At 69.1% G+C, this 26,629-nt stretch carries 22 protein-coding genes and 2 tRNA genes; 5 read left to right on the forward strand and 19 right to left on the reverse strand.

Annotation, left to right across the window (positions count from 1 at the left end):
- Positions 1 to 8 precede the first annotated feature (8 nt).
- From rodA to WQO_RS10830, 9 genes are all read right to left on the reverse strand, one after another.
- Entirely contained in the window at positions 9 to 1,202 is a 1,194-nt protein-coding gene (gene rodA, locus WQO_RS10790) for a rod shape-determining protein RodA (RefSeq protein ID WP_010062953.1), read from the reverse strand.
- Entirely contained in the window at positions 1,202 to 3,424 is a 2,223-nt protein-coding gene (mrdA, locus tag WQO_RS10795; RefSeq protein WP_058953944.1) for a penicillin-binding protein 2, read from the reverse strand. The genes rodA and mrdA overlap by 1 nt, the downstream gene beginning before the upstream one ends.
- A 61-nt stretch (positions 3,425 to 3,485) precedes the next feature.
- The gene (gene mreD, locus WQO_RS10800) at positions 3,486 to 4,151 is read right to left on the reverse strand and encodes a rod shape-determining protein MreD (RefSeq protein ID WP_010062956.1); all 666 of its coding nucleotides are present in this window, start codon (positions 4,149 to 4,151) and stop codon (positions 3,486 to 3,488) included.
- A gap of 5 nt (positions 4,152 to 4,156) precedes the next feature.
- A complete protein-coding gene (gene mreC / locus WQO_RS10805; protein ID WP_010062957.1) occupies positions 4,157 to 5,215 on the reverse strand; it encodes a rod shape-determining protein MreC in 1,059 nt (352 codons plus the stop codon).
- A 183-nt stretch (positions 5,216 to 5,398) separates the two neighbouring features.
- The gene (locus WQO_RS10810) at positions 5,399 to 6,418 is read right to left on the reverse strand and encodes a rod shape-determining protein (protein WP_007448937.1); all 1,020 of its coding nucleotides are present in this window, start codon (positions 6,416 to 6,418) and stop codon (positions 5,399 to 5,401) included.
- A gap of 288 nt (positions 6,419 to 6,706) precedes the next feature.
- Positions 6,707 to 7,120 carry a nucleoside-diphosphate kinase gene (gene ndk / locus WQO_RS10815; RefSeq protein ID WP_006124409.1) on the reverse strand — a complete coding sequence of 138 codons (414 nt, stop codon included), beginning with the start codon at positions 7,118 to 7,120 and terminating at the stop codon, positions 6,707 to 6,709.
- A gap of 148 nt (positions 7,121 to 7,268) precedes the next feature.
- Positions 7,269 to 7,622, reverse strand: coding sequence for a DUF4233 domain-containing protein (locus WQO_RS10820; RefSeq protein WP_010062958.1), 354 nt, complete (start codon positions 7,620 to 7,622; stop codon positions 7,269 to 7,271).
- 7 nt (positions 7,623 to 7,629) lie between these two features.
- Complete coding sequence (gene folC / locus WQO_RS10825; protein WP_058953945.1) at positions 7,630 to 9,150, reverse strand: bifunctional tetrahydrofolate synthase/dihydrofolate synthase; 1,521 nt, start codon at positions 9,148 to 9,150, stop codon at positions 7,630 to 7,632.
- A gap of 124 nt (positions 9,151 to 9,274) precedes the next feature.
- Positions 9,275 to 11,896 carry a valine--tRNA ligase gene (locus tag WQO_RS10830; protein ID WP_010062961.1) on the reverse strand — a complete coding sequence of 874 codons (2,622 nt, stop codon included), beginning with the start codon at positions 11,894 to 11,896 and terminating at the stop codon, positions 9,275 to 9,277.
- A 138-nt stretch (positions 11,897 to 12,034) separates the two neighbouring features.
- On the opposite strand from WQO_RS10830, the gene WQO_RS10835 reads away from it, so the two are divergent.
- Positions 12,035 to 13,024, forward strand: a complete 990-nt coding sequence (locus WQO_RS10835; protein ID WP_058953946.1) for a hypothetical protein — start codon at positions 12,035 to 12,037, stop codon at positions 13,022 to 13,024.
- Positions 13,025 to 13,092: 68 nt separating this feature from the next.
- Here the strand turns inward: WQO_RS10835 and clpX are convergent, their stop codons facing one another.
- The 5 genes from clpX to WQO_RS10860 form a co-directional block, all read right to left on the reverse strand.
- Positions 13,093 to 14,391, reverse strand: a complete 1,299-nt coding sequence (gene clpX, locus WQO_RS10840; protein ID WP_006124414.1) for an ATP-dependent Clp protease ATP-binding subunit ClpX — start codon at positions 14,389 to 14,391, stop codon at positions 13,093 to 13,095.
- A 157-nt stretch (positions 14,392 to 14,548) separates the two neighbouring features.
- Positions 14,549 to 15,232 carry an ATP-dependent Clp protease proteolytic subunit gene (locus tag WQO_RS10845; RefSeq protein ID WP_006124415.1) on the reverse strand — a complete coding sequence of 228 codons (684 nt, stop codon included), beginning with the start codon at positions 15,230 to 15,232 and terminating at the stop codon, positions 14,549 to 14,551.
- Positions 15,233 to 15,314: 82 nt separating this feature from the next.
- Positions 15,315 to 15,920 carry an ATP-dependent Clp protease proteolytic subunit gene (locus WQO_RS10850; protein ID WP_030708378.1) on the reverse strand — a complete coding sequence of 202 codons (606 nt, stop codon included), beginning with the start codon at positions 15,918 to 15,920 and terminating at the stop codon, positions 15,315 to 15,317.
- 297 nt (positions 15,921 to 16,217) lie between these two features.
- A complete protein-coding gene (gene tig / locus WQO_RS10855) occupies positions 16,218 to 17,615 on the reverse strand; it encodes a trigger factor (RefSeq protein WP_010062964.1) in 1,398 nt (465 codons plus the stop codon).
- Positions 17,616 to 17,765: 150 nt separating this feature from the next.
- A tRNA-Pro gene (locus WQO_RS10860) sits at positions 17,766 to 17,842 on the reverse strand.
- Positions 17,843 to 18,032: 190 nt separating this feature from the next.
- Here WQO_RS10860 and WQO_RS10865 point away from each other — a divergent pair.
- Positions 18,033 to 18,106: transfer RNA gene (locus tag WQO_RS10865), tRNA-Gly, on the forward strand.
- Positions 18,107 to 18,206: 100 nt separating this feature from the next.
- On the opposite strand, the gene WQO_RS34915 is transcribed toward WQO_RS10865, so the two are convergent.
- Entirely contained in the window at positions 18,207 to 18,401 is a 195-nt protein-coding gene (locus WQO_RS34915; protein ID WP_029182536.1) for a hypothetical protein, read from the reverse strand.
- A gap of 500 nt (positions 18,402 to 18,901) precedes the next feature.
- Between WQO_RS34915 and WQO_RS10870 the strand changes: the two genes are divergently transcribed.
- Entirely contained in the window at positions 18,902 to 20,068 is a 1,167-nt protein-coding gene (locus WQO_RS10870) for an acyltransferase family protein (protein WP_010062967.1), read from the forward strand.
- Between the two features lie 100 nt (positions 20,069 to 20,168).
- Here WQO_RS10870 and WQO_RS10875 read toward each other — a convergent pair whose 3' ends face one another.
- Positions 20,169 to 20,669, reverse strand: a complete 501-nt coding sequence (locus tag WQO_RS10875) for an HD domain-containing protein (RefSeq protein WP_010062969.1) — start codon at positions 20,667 to 20,669, stop codon at positions 20,169 to 20,171.
- A gap of 236 nt (positions 20,670 to 20,905) precedes the next feature.
- Between WQO_RS10875 and WQO_RS10880 the strand changes: the two genes are divergently transcribed.
- The gene (locus WQO_RS10880) at positions 20,906 to 22,090 is read left to right on the forward strand and encodes a cation:proton antiporter (protein ID WP_010062971.1); all 1,185 of its coding nucleotides are present in this window, start codon (positions 20,906 to 20,908) and stop codon (positions 22,088 to 22,090) included.
- 125 nt (positions 22,091 to 22,215) lie between these two features.
- On the opposite strand, the gene WQO_RS10885 is transcribed toward WQO_RS10880, so the two are convergent.
- From WQO_RS10885 to WQO_RS10895, 3 genes are all read right to left on the reverse strand, one after another.
- The gene (locus WQO_RS10885) at positions 22,216 to 23,310 is read right to left on the reverse strand and encodes a PP2C family protein-serine/threonine phosphatase (RefSeq protein ID WP_010062972.1); all 1,095 of its coding nucleotides are present in this window, start codon (positions 23,308 to 23,310) and stop codon (positions 22,216 to 22,218) included.
- 159 nt (positions 23,311 to 23,469) lie between these two features.
- Complete coding sequence (locus WQO_RS10890; protein WP_010062973.1) at positions 23,470 to 24,303, reverse strand: Fpg/Nei family DNA glycosylase; 834 nt, start codon at positions 24,301 to 24,303, stop codon at positions 23,470 to 23,472.
- A 94-nt stretch (positions 24,304 to 24,397) separates the two neighbouring features.
- The gene (locus tag WQO_RS10895) at positions 24,398 to 24,886 is read right to left on the reverse strand and encodes a ribose-5-phosphate isomerase (protein WP_010062974.1); all 489 of its coding nucleotides are present in this window, start codon (positions 24,884 to 24,886) and stop codon (positions 24,398 to 24,400) included.
- A 274-nt stretch (positions 24,887 to 25,160) separates the two neighbouring features.
- Here WQO_RS10895 and WQO_RS10900 point away from each other — a divergent pair, with 274 nt between their 5' ends.
- The gene (locus WQO_RS10900; protein WP_010062975.1) at positions 25,161 to 26,594 is read left to right on the forward strand and encodes an amino acid permease; all 1,434 of its coding nucleotides are present in this window, start codon (positions 25,161 to 25,163) and stop codon (positions 26,592 to 26,594) included.
- Positions 26,595 to 26,629 lie beyond the last annotated feature (35 nt).

Consider the following 26,629-nt stretch of genomic DNA (forward strand, 5'->3'; position numbering starts at 1 on the left):
GGCCGGGTTCAGGCGGACATCGGCCTTTGCACCCTGATGGACTGGAGCAGTCCGACCGCCACCCAGACGGCGAACATCGAGGACCCTCCGTAGGAGACGAAGGGCAGCGGCAGTCCGGCGACCGGCATGATGCCGAGCGTCATGCCGATGTTCTCGAAGGACTGGAAGGCGAACCAGGCGATGATCCCGGCGGCGACGACCGTGCCGTACAGCTCGGTGGTCTCGCGGGCGATCCGGCAGGCGCGCCACAGGACGACGCCCAGGAGCACGATGATCAGTCCCGCGCCGAGGAAGCCCAGCTCCTCGCCGGCCACGGTGAAGACGAAGTCGGTCTGCTGCTCGGGCACGAACTGACCGGTGGTCTGGGTGCCTTCGAAGAGTCCGGTGCCGGTGAGTCCGCCGGAGCCGATCGCGATGCGGGCCTGGTTGGTGTTGTAGCCGACGCCCGCCGGGTCGAGCGCGGGGTTGGCGAAGGCGGCGAACCGGGCGATCTGGTAGTCGTCGAGCAGGCCGAGCTGCCAGATGGCGACGGCCCCGCCCGCGCCCGCGCCGATGAGGCCGAAGACCCAGCGGTTGGAGGCGCCGGAGGCCAGCAGGACGCCGAGGACGATGACGGCCATGACCATCACCGAGCCGAGGTCCGGCATCAGCATGACGATGGCCATCGGGACCGCCGCGAGGCCCAGCGCCTTGGCGACGGTGCGGTGGTCGGGGTGGGCCTGGTCGCCCGCGTCGACGCGGGCGGCCAGCAGCATCGCCATCACGAGAATGATGGTGATCTTGGTGAACTCGGAGGGCTGGATCGAGAAGCCCGCGGGCAGCTTGATCCAGGCGTGCGCGCCGTTGACCGTGGTGCCGAGCGGGGTGAGGACCGCGAGGACCAGCAGCACCGAGATGCCGTAGAGGATCGGCACGGCCCCGCGCAGGGTGCGGTGGCCGAGCCAGATCGTGCCGATCATCAGGGCGAGGCCGATGCCGGTGTTGAGGGCGTGCCGCAGGAGGAAGAAGTACGGATCGCCCTGGGTGAGGTGGTCGCGGTTGCGGGTCGCGGACCACACGAGGAGCGAGCCGAGGAACGAGAGCGCGAGCGCGGCCCCGAGCAGCGGCCAGTCCAGCCGCCGCACGAGGGAGTCGCGGGCCGTCAGCTTGGCCCAGGAACCCTGATCGGGGGTGTACCGGGAGACGGAGAATCCACCTGCCATTACGGCTGCCTCCCCGTGGACGCGGGCGATCCGGTGAGTCCGGGCTGGCCTCCGGGCGGCAGGGGCAACTGGGGTTCCTGTCCTCCCGGCTGCTCCTCGGGCGTGACCGGGGTCGGGTCGTAGGGCTTGACCTTGGGCGCGGGGATCGAGCCGTCGGGCTGGACCTTCGGCAGCGCCTTCTGGGGCTCGGGCAGCAGGGCCCTCTTCTTGTCCTGGTTGCCGGCGGAGTCCAGGCCGTAGAGCGCGTCGTAGATCTTGCGGACGGCGGGCCCGGCGGAGCCGGAGCCGGTGCCGCCCTGGGAGATCGTCATGACGATGGTGTAGTCGTCGGTGTAGGTCGCGAACCAGCCGGTGGTCTGCTTGCCGTAGACCTGGGCGGTGCCGGTCTTGGCGCGCATCGGGATCTTGTCCTGCGGCCAGCCGCCGAACCGCCAGGCGGCGGTGCCGCCCGGCTCGACCACCGAACGCAGCCCCTTGTCGAGGTCCTTGATGGTCTGGGCGTTGATCGGGAGCTTCCCGCTGACCTTGGGCTTGATCTCCTGGACGCTCTTGCCGTCGGGGCTGATCACGGCCTTGCCGACGGTGGGCTCGTGGAGGGTGCCGCCGTTGCTGATGGCGGCGTAGGCGGTGGCCATCTGGATGGGCGTGACGAGGACGTCGCCCTGGCCGATCGAGTAGTTGATGCTGTCGTAGGCCTTGAGCTGGTTGCCTTCGAGGCAGCTCTCGTACGCGATCTGCTGGACGTAGGTGCCGCCCTTCTTGCCCTCCTTGCACCAGGCGTCCTTGTTCGCCTCCCAGAAGTCCTGCTTCCACTGGCGGTCCGGGATGCGGCCCTTGACCTCGTTGGGCAGGTCGATGCCGGTCTCGGAGCCGAGCCCGAAGTCACGGGCGGTGCGGTAGAACCAGTTCTTGGCGTCCTTCTTGGGCTTTATGCCGCCGTCCTTCACCCACTCGTCGTGGCCGAGGCGGTAGAAGACGGTGTTGCAGGAGTACTTGAGCGCGTCCCCGAGGGTGATGGGGCCGTGGCCCTGGGACTCGAAGTTCGCGAAGGTCTGGTTGCCCAGGCTGTAGGAGCTGCTGCACTCGTAAAGGTCGTTGAAGGCGTGGCCGCCGCGCACGGCGGCACTGGCCGAGACCACCTTGAAGATCGAGCCGGCCGGGGCCTGGCCCTGGATGCCCCGGTTGAGCAGCGGGTAGTTGGACTTCTTGCTGGTGAGCTTGGCGTACTGCTTGCCGGAGATGCCGCCGACCCAGTCGTTGGGGTCGTAGTCGGGCTGGGAGGCCATCGACACGATGCGGCCGGTCTTCGACTCCATGACCACGACGGCGCCGGAGTCGGCCTCGTACTTCCGGCCGGTGATCTTGTCGGTCTCGTTCCGGACCTGCTTCATCGCGGCGGCGAGCTCGTACTCGGCGACCGCCTGGACGCGGGCGTCGAGGCTGGTGACGAGGGTGGAGCCGGCCACCGCCGGGTCGTTCTCCGCCTCGCCCATGACGCGGCCGAGGTTGTCGACCTCGTAGCGGGTGACGCCCGCCTTGCCGCGCAGCTCCTTGTCGTAGGTGCGCTCGATCCCGGACCGGCCGACCTGGTCGGAGCGCAGATAGGGCGACGGGCCGTCCTGCGCCTTCTGGATCTCGTCGTCGGTGACGGGCGACAGATAGCCGAGCACCTGCGCGGTCCGCGCCTTGCCGGGTGCGGCATAGCGGCGTACGGCGGTGGGTTCGGCGGTGATGCCGGGGAAGTCCTCGGCGCGCTCGCGGATCTGGAGGGCCTGCTGGGTGGTGGCCTCGTCGGTGACCGGGATCGGCTGGTAGGGCGAGCCGTTCCAGCAGGGCTGGGGGGTCTTGGAGTCGCAGAGGCGGACCTTGTCCCGGACGTCCTGGACCTTCATGTCGAGGACGTCGGCGAGACGGGTGAGGACGCCGACGCCGTCGTCCTTCATCTTCAGCAGCTCGGTGCGGCTGGCAGAGACGACGAGACGGGTCTCGTTGTCGGCGAGCGGTACGCCGCGGGCGTCGAGGATCGAGCCGCGCACGGCGGGCTGGACGACCTGCTGCACCCCGTTGCCCGCGGCTTCGGCGGTGTACTCGTCCCCGTTGCGGATCTGGAGGTACCAGAGGCGTCCGCCGAGGGTCAGCAGCAGCGAGAAGACGAGGACCTGGATGACGATGAGCCGGATCTGGACCCGCTGGGTCCGCCCGGTCTCGGGAATGTTGCTCACGGGGTGCCCCCGGTCGTGGTCCGGCTGGGGGTACGGGGGCCGCCCCCCGGGAAATGCTGCCTCACAGGCGCTTGACCCCCTTGATCCTGCCCGCGCGGGAGGCCCGGTTGCGGGCGGCCTTGGCCCGCAGGCCGCCGCGCTGGTTGCCGATCCGCAGACCGGTGCCCGAGGCGAGCCAGCCGGCGGCGACGTCGTTGCCCCCGGAGGATGCCTCGGCAAGGGGGTCGTTCTCGGTGCGTCTGGCCAGCGCCATGATGAGCGGCACCGTGAAGGGCGCCAGCAGCAGGTCGTAGATCACTGCCGTGAACAGCAGGCTGCCGAGGCCGACATGGCGGGCGGCGGTGTCGCCGACGAGCGCGCCGACGCCCGCGTACAGCAGGGTCGAGCCGATCGCGGCGGCCACGACCGCGGCCATCGGGGCGAAGGCCGACTTCAGCTGCCCGTTCTCCGGGCGGATCATGCCCGCGAGGTAGCCGATGACGCAGAGCACCAGGGCGTAGCGTCCGGCGGCGTGGTCCGCGGGCGGCGCGAGGTCCGCGAGGAGGCCCGCGCCGAAACCGATGAGGGCGCCGCTGACCGGCCCGTACACGAAGGCGAGTCCGAGGACGGTGAGGAGCAGCAGGTCCGGGACGGCGCCGGGGAGCTGGAGACGGGCGAGGACGGAGACCTGGATGACCAGGGCGACCACGACCAGGGCGATGGAGAGCAGGGTCCGGTTGATGCGCATGGGGATCAGCCCTGCTCCTGGCCGTCGGCCGCGTTGTCGGGTTGCTGGGCGTCGCCCTGCTGGTTGCCTGCCGCGTCACCGGCGTCGCCGCCGCCCGGCTTCTCGTTGATGTTGCCGACGACCTTGCCGGAGCCGTCCACCAGGTCGCCGTTGGGCTGGACCGTGACGGTGACCGTGGGGGTCGGCTTCGGCTTCGTCTTGACGGGCTGCTTGGGCAGGACCGTGTCGCGCGGGTCCTGGCGGGGGGCCTGGACGACGACGCCGACGATGTCGAGCTTGGTGAACCCGACGTACGGCTTCACATAGACCGTGCGGGTCAGTGCGCCGCCGGACGGGTCGACGCGGACGACCTCGCCGACCGGGACACCGGGCACGAAGGGCTTGTCCTTGCTGGAGCCGAAGGTCACCAGCCGGTCGCCGGCCTTCACCTTGGCCTTGCCGTTGAGGAACTGCACCGACAGCGGGCGCGAGCCCTGGCCGGTGGCGAAGCCGAGCTCGTCGGTCTTCTCCATCCGGGTGCCGACGGTGAAGTCGGGGTCGTTGGCGAGCAGGACCGTCGCGGTGCTCGGGCCGACGGTGGTGACCCGGCCGACCAGCCCTTCCCCGTTGAGGACGGTCATGTCGCGGCGGATGCCGTCATCGGACCCGGCGTCGATGGTGACCGTCCAGGAGAAGCCCTGGGCCGCTCCTATGGCGATGACCTCGGCGCCCTTGATGCCGTACTGTCCGGCGCCCGCGTTCTTCAGCATGGCGTCGAGCTGACGGACCCGGCTGTTGGTGCGGTCGTCGCTGCCGAGCTTGGCCTTCAGCGCCGCGTTCTCCTTCTCCAGGGTGGAGATCCGGTCGTGCCGGTTGCCGGAGTCCCTGACCGCCCCTATGGCGTTGCCCACCGGGTCGACCGCGGCAGCGACGCCGTTCTCGACCGGTCCGAAGACGGTGGCCGCGGCCTGCCGCGCGCCGTCGACCGGTGACCCCTCGCCGCCTCGGATATCCACCGTGATCAGGGCGAATGCGATGGCGATCAAGAGCACCAGGAGCAGCCGGCTCTCTCGTGTGTCCCTCACGTGCGGCGGCCGTGCCTTCCTCGTCGGAATATTCGTGCCTGTATACGTCTCCGTACGGGGTACCGGTCGGGTGTGTCCCCGCTCCGGTACGCGTACAGCAACGATCTATATCAACGATCCGGCGACCGGAGCGGGTGCGTCCGCTCGCCGGATCGGGTGTGTCCCGGGGAATCCACGCTCCGTCTAGCGACGGGGCTGGGCGTCCAGCACCTGCTGGAGCGCCTCGAACTCCTCGACGCACTTGCCGGAGCCGAGCGCCACCGAGTCCAGCGGGTCCTCGGCGATGTGGATCGGCATGCCCGTCTCGTGGCGCAGCCGTTCGTCCAGACCGCGCAGCAGCGCGCCGCCGCCGGTGAGGACGATGCCGCGGTCCATGACGTCGCCGGACAGCTCGGGCGGGCACTTGTCGAGCGTCGTCTTCACGGCGTCGACGATGGCGTTGACCGGTTCCTCGATGGCCTTGCGGACCTCGGCGGCCGAGATGACGACCGTCTTGGGGAGGCCGGAGACCAGGTCGCGACCGCGGATCTCGGTGTGCTCGTCCTTCTCCAGGTCGAACGCCGAACCGATGGTGATCTTGATCTGTTCGGCGGTCCGCTCACCGAGGAGGAGCGAGTACTCCTTCTTGATGTGCTGGATGATCGCGTTGTCCAGTTCGTCACCGGCGGTCCGGATCGACTGGGCAGTGACGATTCCGCCGAGCGAGATCACGGCGACCTCGGTGGTGCCGCCGCCGATGTCCACGACCATGTTGCCGGTGGCCTCGTGGACCGGCAGGCCGGAGCCGATGGCCGCGGCCATGGGCTCCTCGATGATGTGCACCTGGCGCGCGCCGGCCTGCGTGGACGCCTCGATGACGGCGCGGCGCTCGACCCCGGTGATACCGGAGGGCACGCAGACGACGACACGGGGGCGCGCAAGATAGCGGCGCTTGTGGATCTTGAGGATGAAGTAGCGGAGCATCCGCTCGGTGATCTCGAAGTCGGCGATCACGCCGTCCTTCAGCGGCCGCACGGCAACGATGTTGCCCGGCGTGCGGCCGATCATCTTCTTGGCCTCGGAGCCGACCGCCAGAATTCCGCCGGTGTTGGTGTTGATGGCCACGACGGACGGCTCGTTCAGAACGATGCCGCGCCCCCTGACGTACACCAGCGTGTTGGCAGTCCCGAGGTCGATAGCCATGTCACGGCCGATGAACGACATTGAGTTCCCCTTGTTCCCCATGAGGATGCGTCGGGCCTTCCCAGGTAGCGAAGATGGCTTGTTCTGGTAGGCGAGGTTGGCGCTGCGGGCGTGGAAGCTTCCATCGTAGTGCCGTATGCACGGACACAGCGCGAGGGTCCTTCGCCATTGTGAGCGGAACGGGTCGCCGTTCTACCCAAGGTGACGTTACGTCGGAGGGATGCGTTCCCGCGACACCGAACCCTATGCCGAGGGGCGACCGAATTACTTCGGTCGCCCCTCGCCTACAGCGCTGTTTGGCCGATCGGGTCAGGAAAGTCCCGGAAAGAAAAGCTTCAGTTCTCGCTCTGCGGACTCCTCCGAGTCCGAGGCGTGGATGAGGTTCTCCCGGGTGATCGTGCCGAAGTCACCACGGATGGACCCGGGCGCGGCGGCGATCGGGTCGGTGGGGCCGGCCAGGGCGCGGACGCCCTCGATGACCCGCTCGCCTTCGGCCACCAGGGCGACGACGGGGCCGGACGCCATGAACTCCATGAGCGGCTCGTAGAACGGGCGGCCCTTGTGCTCGCCGTAGTGCTGCTCCAGCGTCTCGTGGTCCAGCGTGCGCAGCTCCAGGGCGGTGATCCGCCAGTTGGCCTTGCGCTCGATGCGGCCGACGATCTCGCCGATCAGGCCACGGCGGACAGCGTCGGGCTTGAGCAGGACGAGAGTGCGCTGAGTCATGTACGGCTCCTTGCAAGGCCAGGCATACGGGTGCGGTGAGGCGAGATTACAGGGGTACGGGGCCCGGGTTCACCCTGGGTCACCTTCGGCCCCCGGATCCGCCGTAACCCGCGGCGGCGACGGGCGTGTCGGCCGCCGCCGGAGGTGCTCAGGCCGTGGCCTCTTCGGCTTCCTGCTGGGCAGCCCAGCGCGCCTTGGCCTCGTCGATCTTGCGGCCGTAGTGGATCGAGGCCCACCACAGTCCGCCGAAGGCGAGCCCCAGGATGAACATCATCGGGACCACGAACCCGCTGAGGACCAGCGCGACCTGGAGCACCCAGCCGAGCTGGATGCCGCCGGGCCGGGTGATCATTCCGCACAGCAGCACGGACAGGGCCATGCCGATGCCGCACACCGTCCAGACCACGGCCATGGAGGTGTCGTCCAGCTTCATCGCGACGAGACCGGCGAAGCCGATGACGAAGAACTCACCGATCAGCGTCGAGGCGCAGAGCGTCCGCATCCCTCTCTCAGCCCCTTCCCAGCAGCAGCCGGGCTTCGCCGACCGTGATCACGGACCCGGTCACCAGCACCCCGGCGCCCGCGTATTCGTCCTCCTCCTCGGCCAGCGTGATCGCCGCCTCCAGGGCGTCGTCGAGGCGCGGCTCGACCTGGACCCGGTCGTCGCCGAAGACCTCGACGGCGATCGCGGCCAGCGCGTCCGCGTCCATCGCGCGCGGGGTGGAGTTCTGCGTGACGACGATCTCGGCGAAGATCGGCTCGAAGGCCTCCAGGAGCCCCCGGACGTCCTTGTCGTCGCTCGTGCCGACCACGCCGATCAGCCGGGAGAAGCTGAACGCCTCGGAGATGCCGTCCGCCGCCGCCTTGGCCCCGGCGGGGTTGTGCGCGGCGTCCAGGACGACGGTCGGGCTGGAGCGCACGACCTCCAGGCGGCCCGGGGAGAGCACTGAGGCGAACGCCTTGCGGATGGCGTCGATGTCGAGGGAACGGGCCTGCTCGGCGCCGATGCCGAAGAACGCCTCGACGGCGGCGAGGGCGACGGCCGCGTTGTGCGCCTGGTGGGCGCCGTACAGCGGAAGGAAGATCTCCTCGTACTCGCCGCCCAGCCCTCGCAGGGTGACGAGCTGGCCGCCGACCGCGATCTCGCGCGAGGTGACGCCGAACTCCATGCCCTCACGGGCCACGGTGGCGTCGACCTCGACGGCCTTCTTCAGCATCACCTGCGCGGCGTCCACCGGCTGCTGCGCCAGGATGACCGTGGCGCCCTCCTTGATGATCCCGGACTTCTCGCCGGCGATCTCGGCGGGCGTGGTGCCGAGCCGGTCCGTGTGGTCCAGCGAGATCGGGGTGACGACGGCGACCGTGGAGTCGATGACGTTCGTCGCGTCCCAGGTGCCGCCCATGCCGACCTCGACGACCGCGACGTCGACCGGGGCGTCGGCGAAGGCGGCGTACGCCATGCCGGTGAGGACCTCGAAGAAGGAGAGCCGGTAGGGCTGCTGGGCGTCGACCATCTCGACGTACGGCTTGATGTCCTCGTACGTCTCGATGAACCGCTCGGCCTCGATCGGGGAGCCGTCGAGGCTGATCCGCTCGGTGATCGACTGGACGTGCGGGGAGGTGTAGCGGCCGGTGCGCAGCTCGAAGGCGTTGAGCAGGGCCTCGATCATGCGGGCCGTGGAGGTCTTGCCGTTGGTGCCCGTGATGTGGATCGAGGGGTAGGCGCGCTGCGGCTCGCCGAGGACGTCCATCAGGGCGGCGATACGCGTGACGGAGGGCTCCAGCTTGGTTTCGCCCCAGCGCCCGGCGAGCTCCTGCTCCACCGCGCGCAGCGCCTTGTCGGTCTCCGGGTCGGCCGGGCGGGCCGGGACCGCTTCGCCCTGCGGCTGACCCGAGTGGGCGCGCAGCGTGCGGCTCCCGGCCTCGATCACCGCCAGGTCGGGGTCGCGCTGGGTCGCCTCGTCGACGATCTCCTCGAAGGTGTCGTCGGGATCGGACGCGTCGTGCCGGTCTGGGCGGGGCTCACTCACGGGCCCCAGTCTACGGATGGGCACCGACATCGCGCGCAGCGCCCGGCGAACTGTCGGCGAGCGGTACGGCGAAACCCCCGCGTCCCGGTCGGTCGGGTGCGCGGGGGCTTCGCCGTGCAGGGGATCAGCTCTGCGGGAGGGCCGCCAGCTGGGCGGAGATCCGCTCGATGTCGGCCTCGGCCTTGGCGAGCCGGCCACGGATCTTGTCGACCACGTTGTCCGGGGCCTTGGCCAGGAAGGCCTCGTTGCCGAGCTTGCCGGTGGCCTGGGCCTTCTCCTTCTGCGCGGCCTCCAGGTCCTTGGTGAGGCGCTTGCGCTCGGCCGGCACGTCGATCGTGCCGGACAGGTCCAGGGCGACGGTGGCCCCGGCGACCGGGAGGGACGCGGTGGCGTGGAAGCCGTCGCCGGCGGGCTGGAGCCGCAGGAGCTGGCGCATGGCCGCCTCGTGGGGGGCGAGCGCCGTGCCGGTCAGGGTCAGCTCGGCCGGGACCTTCTGGCCGGGCTGGAGGCCCTGGTCGTTGCGGAAGCGGCGGACCTCGGTGACGACCTGCTGGACCAGCTCGATCTCCTTCTCGGCCGCGTCGTCGCGGAAACCGGAGTCGGCCGGCCACTCGGCGATGACGATCGACTCGCGTCCGGTGAGCGCGGTCCACAGCGCCTCCGTGACGAACGGGACGATCGGGTGCAGCAGCCGCAGCATCACGTCGAGGACCTCGCCGAGGACCCGGCCCGAGACCTCGGCCGGGCGGCCGCCCGCGAAGAACGTGGTCTTGGAGAGCTCGACGTACCAGTCGAAGACCTCGTCCCAGGCGAAGTGGCGCAGCGCCTCGCTGATCTTGGCGAACTGGAAGTCGTCGTAGAACGCGTCGACGTCCGCGACGGTCTTGTTGAGGCGCGACAGGATCCAGCGATCGGTGACCGACATCTCCTCGGCCGAGGGCAGCTCGCCCTCGATCGTGGCGCCGTTCATCAGGGCGAAGCGGGTGGCGTTCCAGATCTTGTTGGAGAACTTCGCCGAGCCCTGGACCCAGTCCTCGCCGATCGGGACGTCGGTGCCGGGGTTGGCGCCGCGCGCGAGGGTGAAGCGCAGGGCGTCGGAGCCGTACTTGTCCATCCAGTCCAGCGGGTTGACGACGTTCCCGAAGGACTTCGACATCTTCTTGCCGTGCTCGTCGCGGACCATGCCGTGCAGGACGATGGTCCCGAACGGCGGGACGCCGTCATTGACGTACAGGCCGAACATCATCATCCGGGCGACCCAGAAGAAGAGGATGTCGTAGCCGGTGACCAGGACGGAGTTCGGGTAGAACTTCGCGAGGCTGTCGGTGCGTTCGGGCCAGCCGAGCGTGGAGAAGGGCCACAGGCCGGAGGAGAACCAGGTGTCCAGGACATCGCTGTCCTGGGTCCAGCCCTCGCCGGTGGGTGCCTCGTCGTCGGGTCCGACGCAGACGACCTCGCCGTTCGGGCCGTACCAGACGGGGATGCGGTGGCCCCACCAGAGCTGGCGCGAGATCGTCCAGTCGTGGAGGTTGTCGACCCAGTCGAAGTACCGCTTCTCCATCTCCTGCGGGTGGATCTTGACCTTGCCGTCGCGGACCGCGTCACCGGCGGCCTCGGCGAGCGGGGCGACCTTGACCCACCACTGGAGCGAGAGGCGCGGCTCGATGGTGGTCTTGCAGCGCGAGCAGTGCCCGACGGAGTGGACGTAGGGGCGCTTCTCGGCGACGATCCGGCCCTCGGCGCGCAGGGCGGCGACGATCGCGGAGCGGGCCTCCAGCCGGTCCAGGCCCTCGAAGGGGCCGGGGACGGTGATGACCGCGCGCTCGTCGAGGACGGTGATGAACGGCAGGTCGTGACGGTTGCCGATCTCGAAGTCGTTCGGGTCGTGGGCGGGGGTCACCTTGACCGCGCCGGTGCCGAACTCCGGGTCGACGTGGTGGTCGGCGACGACGGGGATGGTGCGGTCCGTCAGCGGCAGCTTGATCTGCTTGCCGATCAGGTGCCGGTAGCGCTCGTCGTCGGGGTGGACGGCGACGGCGGTGTCACCGAGCATCGTCTCGGCACGGGTGGTGGCGACGACGATGGTCTCCTCCCCCTCCCCGTACGTCATGGAGACGAGCTCGCCGTCGTCCTCCTGGTACTCGACCTCGATGTCGGAGATCGCGGTGAGACAGCGGGGGCACCAGTTGATGATGCGCTCGGCGCGGTAGATGAGCCCGTCGTCGTACATCTGCTTGAAGACGGTCTGGACGGCCTTGGAGAGGCCCTCGTCCATGGTGAAGCGCTCACGTGACCAGGCGACGCCCTCGCCGAGGCGCCGCATCTGGCCGGAGATCTGGCCGCCGGACTCGTTCTTCCACTGCCAGACGCGCTCGACGAACGCCTCACGGCCCAGGTCGTGGCGGGACTTGCCCTCCTTGCCGAGCTCGCGCTCGACGACGTTCTGGGTGGCGATGCCGGCGTGGTCCATGCCCGGCTGGTACAGCGCCTCGAAGCCCTGCATCCGCTTCCGGCGGACGAGGGCGTCGATCAGGGTGTGCTCGAAGGCATGGCCCAGGTGGAGGGAGCCGGTGACGTTCGGCGGCGGGATGACGATGCTGTAGGGCGGCTTGTCGCTGTGCTCGTCGGCTTCGAAGTAACCACGCTCTACCCAGCGCTCGTACAGCTTCCCCTCTACATCGGCCGGCGCGTACGTGGTCGGCAGTTCGGGGTTGCTGGCTGGCTGCTGCGATGAGTTCTCGGTCACGGGAGACAGTTTAGGGCCGTCACAGGTCTGCACTGAAACGGATTGGTTCAGTAACGGTGTCCGGGCCGACCCCCCGTGTCAGGGGGGCTTCCGTCAGGATGTTCGCAACGCATAAGGAATTCTTGAGGGGACACCGCAATGAGCTACAACCAGCCGGGCCCGTACGGCGGGCAGCCGCCGCAGGGCCAGCCCGGACCGTACGGACAGCAGCCGGGCCCGTACGGCGCCCCGCCGCCGCAGGGCCAGCCCGGCTACGGCTACCCGCAGCAGGCCCCGCAGGGCGTCCCCCAGCAGCAGCCGAACCCGTACGGGCAGCCTCCGGCGCCGCAGCAGGGTTACGGCTATCCGCAGGCGCAGCAGCCCGGCCCGTACGGGCAGCAGCCGCCCCAGCCGCCGTACGGCGGGCAGCCCCTGTACGGCCAGCAGCCGCCGCAGCCGAAGAAGAAGACCGGGCTGATCATCGGCGTCGCCGTGGTGGCGCTGGCGGTCATCGCGGGCGGGGTGTACTTCCTCACGGGCGACCGGGCCAGCAACTCGGACGTCTCCGAGGCGACCAAGGGCTACAAGATCACGCCCCCGGACGCGGTCGACGACTACAAGCGGGACACCACGAAGCCGGTGCTCAGCGCCCCGCTGACCGGGACGAAGAAGACGGACGTCGAGGCGCTGGGCATCAAGAACCCGAGCGCGGCCAAGGCCGACTACTCGGTGGGCACCGCGGCCGCCGCCACCAAGGTGCTCAACTTCGAGGGCCTCTGGGGCGAGATCGCCGATCCGGCCAAGGTGGTCAACGACGCCTTCAACGACGTCGAGAAGGACGCCAAGTCGGGCAGCGGCGAGGTCTCCATCGAACTCGTCGGTTCGGCCGAGAGCGCCGAACCCGAGGGGTTCGACGGGGCGGTGATGAAGTGCCAGGACCTCAAGGTGACCAACAAGAACGGCGACGGCTCGGTCGCCAAGGGGCCCCAGCACTTCATCCTCGCGGTCTGCGTCTGGGCCGACTACAGCACGGCCGGCATCACGACGACCGCGGACAAGGCGCTGGCACTCGCCGGTCAGGGTGTGCCCAAGGACCAGGCCGCGGCCCTCACCGCCAAGCTCTACAACACCGCCCGCACCAAGGTCTGACCGCTCGAAGGGGCGCCCGCCGGTTCATCCGGTGGGCGCCCCTTCGGCGTAGGACAAGTCCTCTGCGGCTAGGCCGACTTCTCGTGGCGGCCGCCGTCGTTCTTGCCGATCGTGCGCGGCTCGCGCGGGACCAGCGTGGGGTTGACGTTGTCGCGGACGACATCGGGCGTGATGACGACGCGGGCGACGTCCTTGCGGGACGGGACCTCGTACATCACGGACTGGAGGACTTCCTCCATGATCGCCCGCAGACCCCGCGCGCCGGTCTGGCGCAGGATCGCCTGGTCGGCGATGGCCTCCAGCGCCTCGCGCTCGAAGTCCAGCTCCACGCCGTCGAGTTCGAAGAGGCGCTGGTACTGCTTGACCAGGGCGTTGCGCGGCTCGATGAGGATCTGGAGCAGGGCCTCGCGGTCCAGGTTGTGGACCGAGGTCAGCACGGGGAGACGGCCGATGAACTCCGGGATCATCCCGAACTTCACCAGGTCCTCCGGCATGACCTCCTGGAACTGGTCGCTCGCCTGGATCTCCAGCTTGGAGCGGATCGTGGCGCCGAAGCCGATGCCCTTGGCGCCGGCCCGGGACTCGATGATCTTCTCCAGGCCGGAGAACGCGCCGCCCACGATGAACAGCACGTTCGTCGTGTCGATCTGGATGAACTCCTGGTGGGGGTGCTTGCGTCCGCCCTGCGGCGGGACGGAGGCGGTGGTGCCCTCCAGGATCTTCAGCAGGGCCTGCTGCACGCCCTCGCCGGAGACATCGCGGGTGATCGACGGGTTCTCGCTCTTGCGGGCGACCTTGTCGATCTCGTCGATGTAGATGATCCCGGTCTCGGCCTTCTTGACGTCGTAGTCGGCCGCCTGGATCAGCTTGAGCAGGATGTTCTCGACGTCCTCGCCGACATAGCCGGCCTCCGTCAGCGCCGTCGCGTCCGCGATCGCGAACGGGACGTTGAGCATGCGGGCCAGCGTCTGGGCGAGAAGCGTCTTACCGGAACCCGTGGGGCCCAGCAGGAGGATGTTCGACTTGGCGAGCTCGATCGCGTCCTCACGACCGGCGCCGCCGCCGTTCTCCCCGGCCTGGACCCGCTTGTAGTGGTTGTACACCGCGACCGAGAGGGCCTTCTTCGCGGGCTCCTGCCCGACGACGTACCCCTCCAGGAACTCGTAGATCTCGCGGGGCTTGGGAAGCTCTTCCCAGCGCACCTCGCTCGTCTCCGCGAGCTCCTCCTCGATGATCTCGTTGCAGAGATCGATGCACTCGTCGCAGATGTACACACCGGGTCCCGCGATGAGCTTCTTCACCTGCTTCTGGCTCTTCCCGCAGAACGAGCACTTGAGCAGGTCGCCGCCATCACCGATGCGTGCCACGAGGTGCTTCCCCTTCGCCTGGGACGCCGCCTGGTTCAGCGGCTCCTGGTGCCTCTATCCGACGGTACCTTGCCTGGGCCCCCGTTCGGGCCCCCCTTGGCACGGTTCACACGGCCGTGGTCGTGCAAACGGAATGTGCCAAGGGGAAAGACCGACGTCAGAGCGATGCGCCCGCGGTGGTCTTGCGGGTGGAAACGATCTGGTCGACCAGACCGTAGGCCAGGGCGTCCTCGGCCGTGAGGATCTTGTCGCGCTCGATGTCCTCGCTGATCTTCTCCAGCGGGGTCGTCGAGTGCCGGGCCAGCATCTCCTCCAGCTGCGTACGCATACGGAGGATCTCGTTGGCCGCGATCTCCAGGTCGGAGAGCTGCTCGCGGCCCGTCTGCGAGGACGGCTGGTGGATGAGGACCCGGGCGTGCGGGAGCGCCATGCGCTTGCCCGGGGTGCCGGCGGCGAGCAGGACGGCGGCGGCGGAGGCCGCCTGGCCCATGCAGACCGTCTGGATGTCCGGCTTCACGAACTGCATCGTGTCGTAGATCGCGGTGAGCGCGGTGAACGAGCCGCCGGGGCTGTTGATGTAGATCGAGATGTCGCGGTCGGGGTCCATCGACTCCAGGCACAGCAGCTGCGCCATGACGTCGTTGGCCGAGGCGTCGTCGATCTGGACGCCGAGGAAGATCACGCGCTCCTCGAAGAGCTTCGCGTACGGGTCGTACTCGCGCACACCCTGCGAGGTGCGCTCCACGAAGCGCGGGACGACGTAGCGGTTGTCCACCTGCGGGCCGGTGTAGAGGCCGCTCGCGGAGGCGCCGGAGAAGTTGTTCATGTGGGTGTTCACCATCCTGGTGGCGTTCTGGGGCTGGAGGTCTCGGCGTACGAGATGAGGGTGCGGGAGTGGTGCCGACGGTCCGGTGGGGACCGGATCAGGCACCGGTGCCGCCGCCGCCCGGGATGCCCGACGCGAACGTGATGATCTCGTCGATGAGGCCGTAGTCCTTGGCCTCCTCCGCCGTGTACCAGCGGTCGCGGTCGCCGTCGCGGATGATCGTCTCGACGGTCTGGCCGGAGTGGTGGGCGGTGATCTCCGCCATCCGCGTCTTGGTGCGGAGCAGGTACTCGGCCTGGATCTTGATGTCCGAGGCCGTGCCACCGATACCGGCCGAACCCTGGTGCATGAGGATGTCGGTGTTCGGGAGCGCGAAGCGCTTGCCCGAGGCACCGCCGGTGAGCAGGAACTGGCCCATGGAGGCGGCCATGCCCATGCCGATGGTGACGACGTCGTTGGGGATGTACTGCATGGTGTCGTAGACCGCCATGCCGGCCGTCACCGAACCACCGGGGCTGTTGATGTAGAGGTAGATGTCCTTGTCCGGGTCGGCGGCAAGGAGGAGGAGCTGTGCGGTGATCTTGTTGGCGATGTCATCGTCGACCTGCTGACCGAGGAAGATGATGCGCTCGCCGAGCAGTCGGCTGTAGACCTGGTCACCGAGGCCACCACCGAGGGACGGCTCACCGGCGGCGTAGGGCATCAGATTCGTCACGTATCCACCTGCTCGTCTCTGACGGCTCCGGCCGTCTCAGCGTCTTCGTACCGGGCGGGTGGAGCCACTGCTCCACCCTTCCTCTTCATGGACCCTAACGCGCAGGTGGGACAACGCCATCCCGCTTCCGCAACTGTTCGCTGGGAGCGCAAGGTCCGCAGTGGGCACAAGGGTTCCGGGGGCGCACGGCGATCCGGCGCACTACGCCGACGGGCCCCGAACACAGGATGCGTTCGGGGCCCGTCGTGACGGTCAGCGCGAGGCTGCCGCGGGTCGGAGCGAGGCTCAGGCCTCGTTCTTCTCCTCGGCCTTGTCGTCCGCCTTGTCCTCGGTGGCGGCCTCGGCCGTCTCCGTGGCCTCGGCGGCCTCGTCCTCGTCCTCGAGGTCGACGACCTCACCGTTGGTGTCGACGACCTTGGCGGCCTCGACGACCACGGCGAGCGCCTTGCCGCGGGCGACCTCGCCGACGAGCATCGGCACCTGGCCGCCCTCGACGACGGCCTGGGCGAACTGGTCGGGGCTCATGCCGGAGGAGGCGGCACGCCGCATGAGGTGCTCGGTGAGCTCCTCCTGGTTGACGTTCAGCTTCTCCTTGTTGACGAGCTCGTCAAGGATGAACTGGGTCTTGATGCCCTTGATGGCCTGCTCGGAGGTCTCGTTCTCGAACTCCTCCAGGGTCTTGCCCTGGATCTCGAGGTACTTCTCGAGGTCGAGGCCCATCTGACCGAGCTGGTGGTGCTCCAGGTTGTGCTTGCGGGTCTGGACCTCGTCCGCGAGCAGCTTCTCCGGAATCGGGACCTCGGCGAGCTTCAGCAGCTCCTCCAGGACGCGCTCCTGGGCCTGCGTGGCCTGGTCGTACTGCTTGGTGGTCTCCAGACGCTTGCGGCTGTCCGCCTTCAGCTCCTCCAGCGTGTCGAACTCGCTGGCCATCTGGGCGAAGTCGTCGTCCAGCTCGGGGAGCTCACGGGCGGCGACGGCGGTGACCTTGACGGTGACCTCCGCGTCCTTGCCCTCGGCGGAGCCGCCCTTCAGCTGCGAGGTGAAGGTGGCCTCGCCACCGGCCTCCAGGCCGGTCACGGCCTCGTCGATGCCGTCGAGGAGCTCGCCGGAACCGATGGTGTACGAGACACCGTCGGCCACGCCGTCCTCGAGGACCTCGCCGTCGACCTTGGCCTGCAGGTCGATCGTGACGACGTCGCCGTCGGCGGCTGCGCGCTCGACCGGGTTGGTGGAGGCGAAGCGCTCGCGGAGCTGCTCCACGGCCTTCTCGACCTCTTCGTCGGTGACCTCGAGGGCGTCGACGGTGACCTCGATGCCGGAGTAGTCCGGGATCTCGATCTCGGGGCGTACGTCAACCTCGGCGGTGAAGGCCAGCAGCTCGCCGTCCTTCAGCTCGGTGATGTCGACCTCGGGCTGGCCGAGGACGTTCAGCTCACCCTCGTTGACCGCCTCGGTGTAGAACTTCGGGAGGGCGTCGTTGACGGCCTCCTCCAGCACCGCACCGCGGCCGAACCGCTGGTCGATGACCCGGGCGGGGATCTTGCCCTTGCGGAAGCCCTTCACCGTGACCTGCTGGTTGATCTTCTTGTACGCCGCGTCGAGGCTGTCCTTGAGCTCCTCGAAGGGCACCTCGATGCTGAGCCGAACCCGGGTCGGGTTCAGGGTCTCCACGGCGCTCTTCACGGTTCGGTCTCCTTGGTGGCTGACTTCTTGGGGTTCTGCTGGGCCGCCGAGTGGCGGCTTCGCGGACCGAGCCCGGTACATCAGACACACGGGCACGCATTTTGCATAGTAACGGCAAGGGGGAGGACTCCCACAATGCGATCTTGCTGGTGGTCGGGGTGGCCGGATTCGAACCGACGACCTTCCGCTCCCAAAGCGGACGCGCTACCAAGCTGCGCCACACCCCGTCGGTGCGACACGTAGGGTACATGCACGGCGACCGTGGGATCCGCCGCTTTACGGAGCGGCTCCACCGGGCCGGGACGGTCGCGGCAACGGGTCCGGTCCGGCGGCCGGCACAACGGGTGTGCGGGCACCGCCGCCGACCCGCTACGATGCTCTTCGTGCCGCGGTCCACGGACCTGCGGTGCGACGCTTGCGGGCGTAGCTCAATGGTAGAGCCCTAGTCTTCCAAACTAGCTACGCGGGTTCGATTCCCGTCGCCCGCTCCACGCAGTCGAGGGCCCGGCCCGGAGGATGATCCTCCGGGCCGGGCCCTCGCGCTTGGCACGCTGTGCGCGGCAGACCGCTCCGTGCTTCAGATTCAGAGCTTCAGAAGCTGATCTGGTTGATGGTGTCGGCCACCGAGTTCATGAACCTGTTGATCGACGGCGCCATGCCGGTCGACGCCAGGAAGAAGCCGAAGAGCACGGCGACGATCGCGGGTCCGGGCTTGATGGAGCCGCTACGGATCATTACCACCAGGATGACCGCGAACAGCAGCACCATAGACAGTGATATAGCCACGTCTGATCACACCCTCGGTCGGTCCGCCTTGCCGGCCCGGAAGCGTGCACCACCGCGCGCCCCGTCGCCTCCATCGTGCCACCAACTCCCCCGTGGTTGCTGCCGGGTGACGGAACGGGGTGATGGGATCCCGCCATCCTTGACGGCCGGCGCCGTCGCGGCGGCGGGTGCGGGCTCGGGGCCGCGGCCGCACGGCGCCCGGGAAGCGGGCGGGAGCCGGGCCGCTGCGCCACTCCCTGTGCGTCGGCTGTGAATACCCGGCGGCCGAATATCCGTCACCGTGATCGTTTCCGCATCCCCACACTTCATTCACAGCCAATTGGCGGCGTGGATGCGACGTAATTCACTCCGGCCAACTGCTCGGCGCTATGCCCTGTTTAAGCCGGATCAATGGTGTCATAGCGGGCGGTGTTCGACGGTTTCACATTCGAATTGAGGGGAACACGCGCTATCTCCCCGCAGTTTTACACGAGGCAATCGACCGGTCTAAGGTGCCTTAGATGTTCCACGCTCCGAGCGTATTTCAGAGGGCCCCGCTCCCCCCGGCCACCCGGGAGTCGGAGCCCAGACACGCGCAGACGCTCACCGCCACCGCGCCCCGGCCCGCCCCCGGGACCAGCGCTCCGGATGCCGCCGCTCCGGCGCCCGCGGCGGCGAAGAAGCGCGACCCCTACTTCGACAACGTGAAGTACCTGGCCATCGTCCTCGTCGCGGTGGCACACGCCTGGGAACCCGTGATGGACGGCAGTCGGGCCACCCGGGCGCTGTACATGGTCGTGTACATGTTCCACATGCCGGCGTTCATCCTCATCTCCGGCTATTTCTCCCGGTCGTTCGACATGACGGCGCCCAAGGTGAAGCGGCTGCTCACCTCGGTCGTGGTGCCGTACCTGGTGTTCGAGACGGCCTATTCGCTCTTCAAGCGGTACGCCGACGATTCGCCCGACATGGCGATCAGCCTGGTGGACCCGTTCTTCCTGACCTGGTTCCTGATCGCGCTGTTCATCTGGCGGGTGACCACGCCGATCTGGCAGGCGATCCGCCATCCGCTGCCGGTGGCGCTCGCCATCGCCATGCTCGCCTCCGTCTCGCCCGACATCGGTGACGACCTCGATCTCCAGCGGGTGCTGCAGTTCCTGCCGTTCTTCGTGCTCGGCCTGCTGGTGAAGCCCGAGCACTTCCAGCTGGTCAGGCGGCGCGAGGTGCGGCTGCTGTCCCTGCCGCTGTTCGCCGGTGCGCTGCTCTTCGCGTACTGGGCCGCCCCGCGCATGCAGCTCGGCTGGTTCTACCGCGCCAACAGCGCCCAGGAGATGGGCGCTCCGTGGTGGTCGGGCGCGGTGATGACGCTCGCGATGTTCGGCTGCGCCCTGGTGCTGACGGTCGGCTTCCTGGCCTGGGTGCCCGGCCGGGAGCGGTGGTTCACGGTGCTCGGTGCCGGCACGATCTGCGGCTATCTGCTGCACGGATTCCTGATCAAGGGGGCCGAGTACGCGGGCCTGTTCGACCGCTACACCTGGCTCTCCGACCCGGTCGGGCTGGTCGTCGTCTCGCTCGTGGCGGCGGTGGCCGTGACGCTCATGTGCGCCCCGCTGGTGGGCCGCGCGCTGAAGTGGGCCACCGAGCCGGACATGAACTGGGCCTTCCGGAAGGTCTCCGCGCGGCGCTGAGCCCCGCGGGACCGGCGCCTTCACCGCCCCGGTCGCCGCCCTCGCCGCCGCTCCCCGCGCCACTTCCCCTGATCCACCCGCCGGACCCGCCGCGGGTGGATCAGTGCGTTCCCGGGTTGGCCGAATTCTTTCGGTCCGAGGGTGATTCGCCGCCGACCAGCCCCAGCAGCTCTCGCACCTGCGCATACTTCGCCGTCAGCCGGGTACGGGTCGGCTCGTCCAGGACCGCCAGGCGGGCGGGATCCGCGTTGTGGGCGAGATCCGCCTCTTTGACGAGCAGCGCGCCCGGGGTGGCCAGGATCCGCGCGGTGTACGAGGACAGCTCCTCCCCCGGCCGCTTGGTCACCGCCAGGACCATGTCCTTCACCGCCTGCGGCAGAGCCGCGGCCGCCAGCCACCCGGCGGAGAGCGCGTCGTCCTCGACCGCGTCGTGCAGCCAGGCCGCCGCGATCTGCCCGTCGTCGCCGCCACGTACCCGCACGCCTTCGGCCACCGCCGCGAGGTGTTCCACGTACGGGCGGCCCGCCTTGTCGGTCTGCCGCGCATGGGCCGCGCGGGCGATGGCCTCCACCTCGGAGACGCTCAGATGCCGTCCAGTCATGGGCCGACTCTACGGCCGCGTCCGGGGCCGGATCCGAACTCGCCGCTACCACACCGGTGTTGACGGGGCCTGTTGATCGGACCAAGCGGATAAACAGGGGCAATCAGACGGATCCATAGTTGCAGCGTCAATCGTTCGGTAAACTAATTACTGATGGATTCTTGATGCCCTCTTGACCCGCTCTTGACCGACCTTGAAGGACCAGGCTCATCGGACACGCAGACACCCTTCTCGCCATGGGCGGCGCCTTCCTGGCCGCTGCCGTCCTCGCCCGCCTCGGCGGCCGTATCGGGCTGCCGACGATCCCCCTGTTCATCCTGGCCGGGATCCTCCTCGGCCCGCACACCCCCGGATACACGCTCCTCTCCAACCCGCACGACCTGGAGATGCTCTCCGCGCTGGGACTCGTCCTCCTGCTCTTCTACCTGGGGCTCGAGTTCCACATGGACGACCTCAGGACGGGCGGCCGGAAGATGGCCATCGCGGGCGGGACGTATCTCGTCCTGAACGTCGGCGCCGGTCTCGTATTCGGCTTCGCGCTGGGCTGGGGCACCTCGGAGGCGCTGGTACTCGCCGGTGTCCTCGGTATCTCCTCGTCCGCGATCGTCACCAAGATCCTGGTGGACCTCGGGCGCATCGGTAATCCGGAGACCCGTCCGATCCTCGGCATCATCGTCGTCGAAGACATCTTCCTCGCCCTGTATCTCGCCGCGCTCCAGCCGATCCTGTCCGGTGCGGACAGCCTCTCGGCCGCGCTGGTCGACGGCGGCAAGGCCTTCGGCTTCCTGCTGCTGCTCGCGCTGGCGGCCCGGTTCGGCACGAAGCTCATCGGCAAGCTCATGAACACCAAGGACGACGAGCTCCTCGTCATCTCGTTCCTGGGTGTGGCCGTCTTCGTCGCCGGTGTCTCGGAGATGTTCGGCGTCGCCGACGCGATCGGCGCGTTCATGGTCGGCCTGATGCTCGGCTCCACCTCGTCGGGCGACCGCATCCTCAAGCTGGTCCATCCGCTGCGGGACGCCTTCGGCGCCATCTTCTTCTTCGCCTTCGGCCTCTCCATCGACCCGGGTGACCTGCCGAGCGTGCTGTGGCCCGTGGTGGCGGCCGTGGTGCTGACGCTCGCCATGAACATCGCGGCCGGACTCGCGGCGGCGAAGGTGTACTCCTTCGGTGCGCAGGCCACGTCCAACATCGCCACCACGCTGGTGGCCCGCGGTGAGTTCGCGCTCATCCTCGCCACGATGGCGGCGGCCGCCGGACTGGACGAGCGGCTCTCGCCGTTCATCGCCGGCTATGTCCTCCTGCTCGCCGTCCTCGCGCCGCTGGCCGCCGGACGCTCGCACTGGCTGGCCCGCATCCTGCCGGGCGGCCGCGACAAGGACGACCACCAGGACCAGGAGCAGGTACCGGTGTCGGTCTGACCCGGCACCGGCTGAGCACCACCGAACGGCGGAGAGGCGCCCCGATACCCGGCCCCGGGTGACGGGCGCCTCTCCGCCGTCCGGGTCCGGCGACGGCTCCGGGGTCCGTCCGGCTTCCGGAAGGCTCAGGCCCGGCGGGAGAGCAGCAGCAGCGCCCGGTCGTCGTTGACGTCCTTGGCGCAGGCCTCGATCAGGTGCCAGGCCGCGCCCTCGAAGCCGGTGGAGACATAGCGGTCGGCCTCGCCCGTCAGCCGGTCGATGCCCTCGGCGATGTCCCGGTCGGACGCCTCCACCAGACCGTCGGTGAAGAGCATCAGGACGTCGCCGGGCGCGAGCGAGCCCTTCACCGCGTCGAACTCGGCCCCGTCGTAGACGCCGAGCAGGGGCCCCTCCCCCGACTTCTCCTCCCACTGGCCGCTGCCCGCGTGCAGTTGGAGGGCGGGCGGATGGCCTGCGGAGTAGATCTCGTAGTCGCCCGACTCCAGGTCCAGCACCAGGTGGATGGAGGTGGCGAACCCCTCGTCCCAGTCCTGGCGCAGCAGATAGCCGTTGGCGGCGGGCAGGAAGGCGTGCGGGGCCAGCGAGCCGAGGAGCCCGCCGAAGGCGCCGGACAGCAGCAGGGCCCGGGAGCCCGCGTCCATGCCCTTGCCGGAGACGTCGGTGAGGACGGCTTCCAGGGTGCGGCCCCCGTGGGTGCGGGCCGCGACGACGAAGTCCCCCGAGAACGACTGGCCTCCGGCCGGGCGCAGGGCCATCTCGCGGTGCCAGCCCTGGGGCAGCCGGGGCAGGGAGCTCTGGACCCGGATGCGTTCGCGCAGGTCGAAGAGCATCGTGCCGCCGCGCCGCCAGGGCACGCCGACCCGGGCCCGGAACTGGGCGAGGACCAGCCCGAAGAACCCGCAGGCGGCGACCACGAGCACGGTGCCCGGGGTGACCCGGGCGGGACCGTCCAGATACGGGCCGAGGGTGAGCGCCTCCACGATCAGCGCACCGGCTGCCGTCGCGTACAGGCCGAGCAGGCTGGAGGGGCGCAGCAGGAGGCCGCCCGCCACGATGGGCAGGGCGAGGGCGGCCGGGTCGAACCAGATCGGACTGACGACGGTGGCCACGGTGATGGCCGGGATCGTCAGCAGCAGACCGGCCAGGGCGATCCAGTCGGAGCCGTCCCCGCGGAAGTAGTCGACCCCGGATTTGCGCACCCCGATACGGACCCGGTGCATCTTTCTTCGCCACCGGGCCCAGAAGTCGTCTGTTCCTCCGCTACGGGCCACTGCCGGGACCTTATCCACCCGAAGGCCTCCGGTGCAGGGGGACCCCGGTGACAATGCGCTCGAAATGGGGTCGTCCGCGCGCTCCCGTCCGTCTTCTTCGGGCGGTTTTCAGCCTTTTCCGCCGTCGGAGGGGGCGGTGGGCTGGCACCGGGGGCACCAGAAGAGGTTGCGGGAGACCAGGTCCGCGGTGCGGATCTCCGTACCGCAGATGTGGCAGGGCAGGTTCGCGCGCCGGTAGACGTAGACCTCGCCGCCGTGGTCGTCCTTGCGGGGCGGGCGGCCCATGGCCTCGGGGAGGTGTTCGGGGCGGACGGTGTCGATGCGGTTGTTGCGGACGCCTTCGCGCATCAGCTCCACCAGGTCCGCCCAGATCGTGTCCCACGCGGCGCGGGTGAGGTCGCGGCCCGTGCGGTACGGGTCGATGCCGTGGCGGAAGAGGACCTCGGCGCGGTAGACGTTGCCGACGCCCGCGATGACCTTCTGGTCCATCAGCAGGGCGGCGATGGTGGTCCGGCTGCGGGAGATCCGCTGCCAGGCCCGTTCCCCGTTCTCGTCGCCGCGCAGCGGGTCCGGGCCCAGGCGCTCGTGTATCGCGCGCTTCTCGGGCTCGGTGATCAGGGCGCAGGTGGTGGGGCCGCGCAGATCCGCGTAATGGCCTGCGTTGACCAGGCGGAGGCGGACGGTGTCGGTGGGCGGCGGGGGCGGGGCGGCGCCGAAGCCGAGCTTGCCGAAGAGGCCGAGGTGGATGTGGACCCAGCCGGTGGCACCGAAGCCGAGGAAGAGGTGTTTGCCGTGGGCGTCGGTGGCGGTGAGGGTGTGCCCGTCGAGCAGGGCCGCGCTGTCGGAGAACTTCCCCTGCGGGCTGCTCACCCGGACCGGCGCGCCCGCGAAGCGTTCGGCGTGGTCGTCGGCGAGACGGCGGATGGTGTGTCCCTCGGGCACGGCGGGGCTCCTGCGACTGCGACGAGGACGGGCGGCGGCATGGCCGTGCCGCCGGGTCCGGGACCCGGCGGCACGCAAGGGGGTGGGAGCGGGGTCAGCCCTGCTGGGGGTGGTGGGCCGGGATCGGGGGGAGCTCGCCGGTGTTCTCGTACGCCGAGAGCATCTCGATGCGGCGCGTGTGACGCTCCTCGTTCGAGTACGGCGTGGAGAGGAAGATCTCGACGAACTTCGTGGACTCCTCGACCGTGTGCATCCGGCCGCCGATCGCGACGACGTTGGCGTTGTTGTGCTCGCGGCCGAGGGCGGCGGTCTGCTCGCTCCAGGCCAGTGCGGCGCGGACGCCCTTGACCTTGTTGGCGGCGATCTGCTCGCCGTTGCCGGAGCCGCCGATCACGATGCCGAGGCTGTCCGGGTCGGCGGCCGTCTTCTCGGCGGCCCGCAGGCAGAACGGCGGGTAGTCGTCCTGGGCGTCGTAGATGTGGGGGCCGCAGTCGACGGCCTCGTGGCCGTGGGCGCCGAGCCACTCGACGAGGTGGTTCTTGAGTTCGTAGCCGGCATGGTCGGATCCGAGGTACACGCGCATGGTGCGAAGTGTGGCACGAACTCGGCGGGGCAACCGTCACGGGGCGGCGGTCAGCGGGGCTCCGGCCCCGATTCGATGGTTCGCAGGCCTGGAACCGATTTTGTGTGGCGAACACCACTCAAGCAACGATCCGGCAAACGATCCGAAAGAGGGGGTTCCCCTTCCGCCTTGTATCGGGCTTGAATGCGTGGCCTTGTCTTCGCACACCCCACGGGCACGATCCGACGGCGGAGCAGGGCACACCCTCATGCTCGAAAAGGTAAGGAATCCCCCCATGACGTCGCAGACGACGCTGGCGAAGCCGGGCCAGGATCCCGGTGAGCCGGACCGGCCGGACTCGTCGGGCGGGCTTCAGGCAGGCCTGAAGAACCGCCACCTCTCGATGATCGCGATCGGCGGCGTGATCGGCGCCGGGCTCTTCGTGGGATCGAGCGCGGGCATCGCGGCCGCCGGTCCGGCGATCCTGATCTCGTACGCGATGGTCGGCCTGATGGTCGTCCTCGTGATGCGGATGCTCGGCGAGATGGCCGCCGCCCGGCCGAGCTCCGGCTCCTTCTCCGCCTACGCCGACCAGGCGCTGGGCCGGTGGGCCGGTTTCTCCATCGGCTGGCTGTACTGGTTCTTCTGGGTCGTGGTGCTCGCCGTCGAGGCCACGGCGGGCGCGGCGATCCTGGAGAACTGGATCCCGGGCGTGCCCCAGTGGGCCTGGGCGCTGATCGTGATGGTCGTGCTGACCGCCACCAACCTGGTCTCGGTGGGCAGTTACGGCGAGTTCGAGTTCTGGTTCGCCGGGATCAAGGTCGTGGCGATCGCCGCGTTCGTGGTCGTCGGCTTCCTCGCCGTCTTCGGGTTCCTCCCCGGTTCGGACAACCCGGGGTCGGGTCTGGCCCATCTGACGGACAACGGCGGGTTCTTCCCCGAGGGTCCGGGCGCGATCCTGACCGGTGTGCTGATGGTCGTCTTCTCGTTCATGGGCAGTGAGATCGTGACGCTGGCCGCGGGCGAGTCCTCCGACCCGCAGCGCGCGGTGTCGAAGGCCACCAACAGCGTGATCTGGCGTATCGCCGTCTTCTACCTCGGCTCCATCTTCGTCGTGCTGACGCTGCTGCCGTGGAACGACCCGTCGATCCAGGAGAAGGGCAGCTATGTGGCCGCCCTCGACTCGATCGGGATCCCGCAGGCCGGCAACGTCATGGACTTCATCGTGCTGACGGCTGTGCTGTCCTGCCTCAACTCCGGCCTGTACACGGCCTCCCGGATGGCGTTCTCGCTCGGTGAGCGGGGCGACGCGCCGAAGTCCTTCGCCAAGGTCAACCGGCGCGGTGTGCCGCAGGCGGCGATCCTGGCCTCGGTCGTCTTCGGCTTCGTGGCGGTGTTCTTCAACTACCAGTGGCCGGACACGGTGTTCCAGTTCCTGCTGAACTCCTCCGGCGCGGTCGCGCTCTTCGTGTGGCTGGTCATCTGCTTCACCCAGCTGCGGATGCGCGGGATCATCCTCCGCGAGACCCCGGGCAAGCTGGTCGTACGGATGTGGCTCTTCCCGTACCTCACCTGGGCGACGATCGCGGCGATCTCGTTCATCCTGGTCTACATGCTGACCGACGACACCGCCCGCGAGCAGGTCGTGCTGTCGCTGCTGGTCGCGGCTCTGGTGGTGGGCATCTCGCTGGTCCGGGAGATGCGCAACCGCAAGGCCGTCTCGCAGTGATCCATACCTGACGAAGGGTGTCAGGTATCCCGGGG

This window comes from Streptomyces globisporus C-1027, assembly GCF_000261345.2.
Taxonomy (GTDB): Bacteria; Actinomycetota; Actinomycetes; order Streptomycetales; family Streptomycetaceae; genus Streptomyces; species Streptomyces pakalii.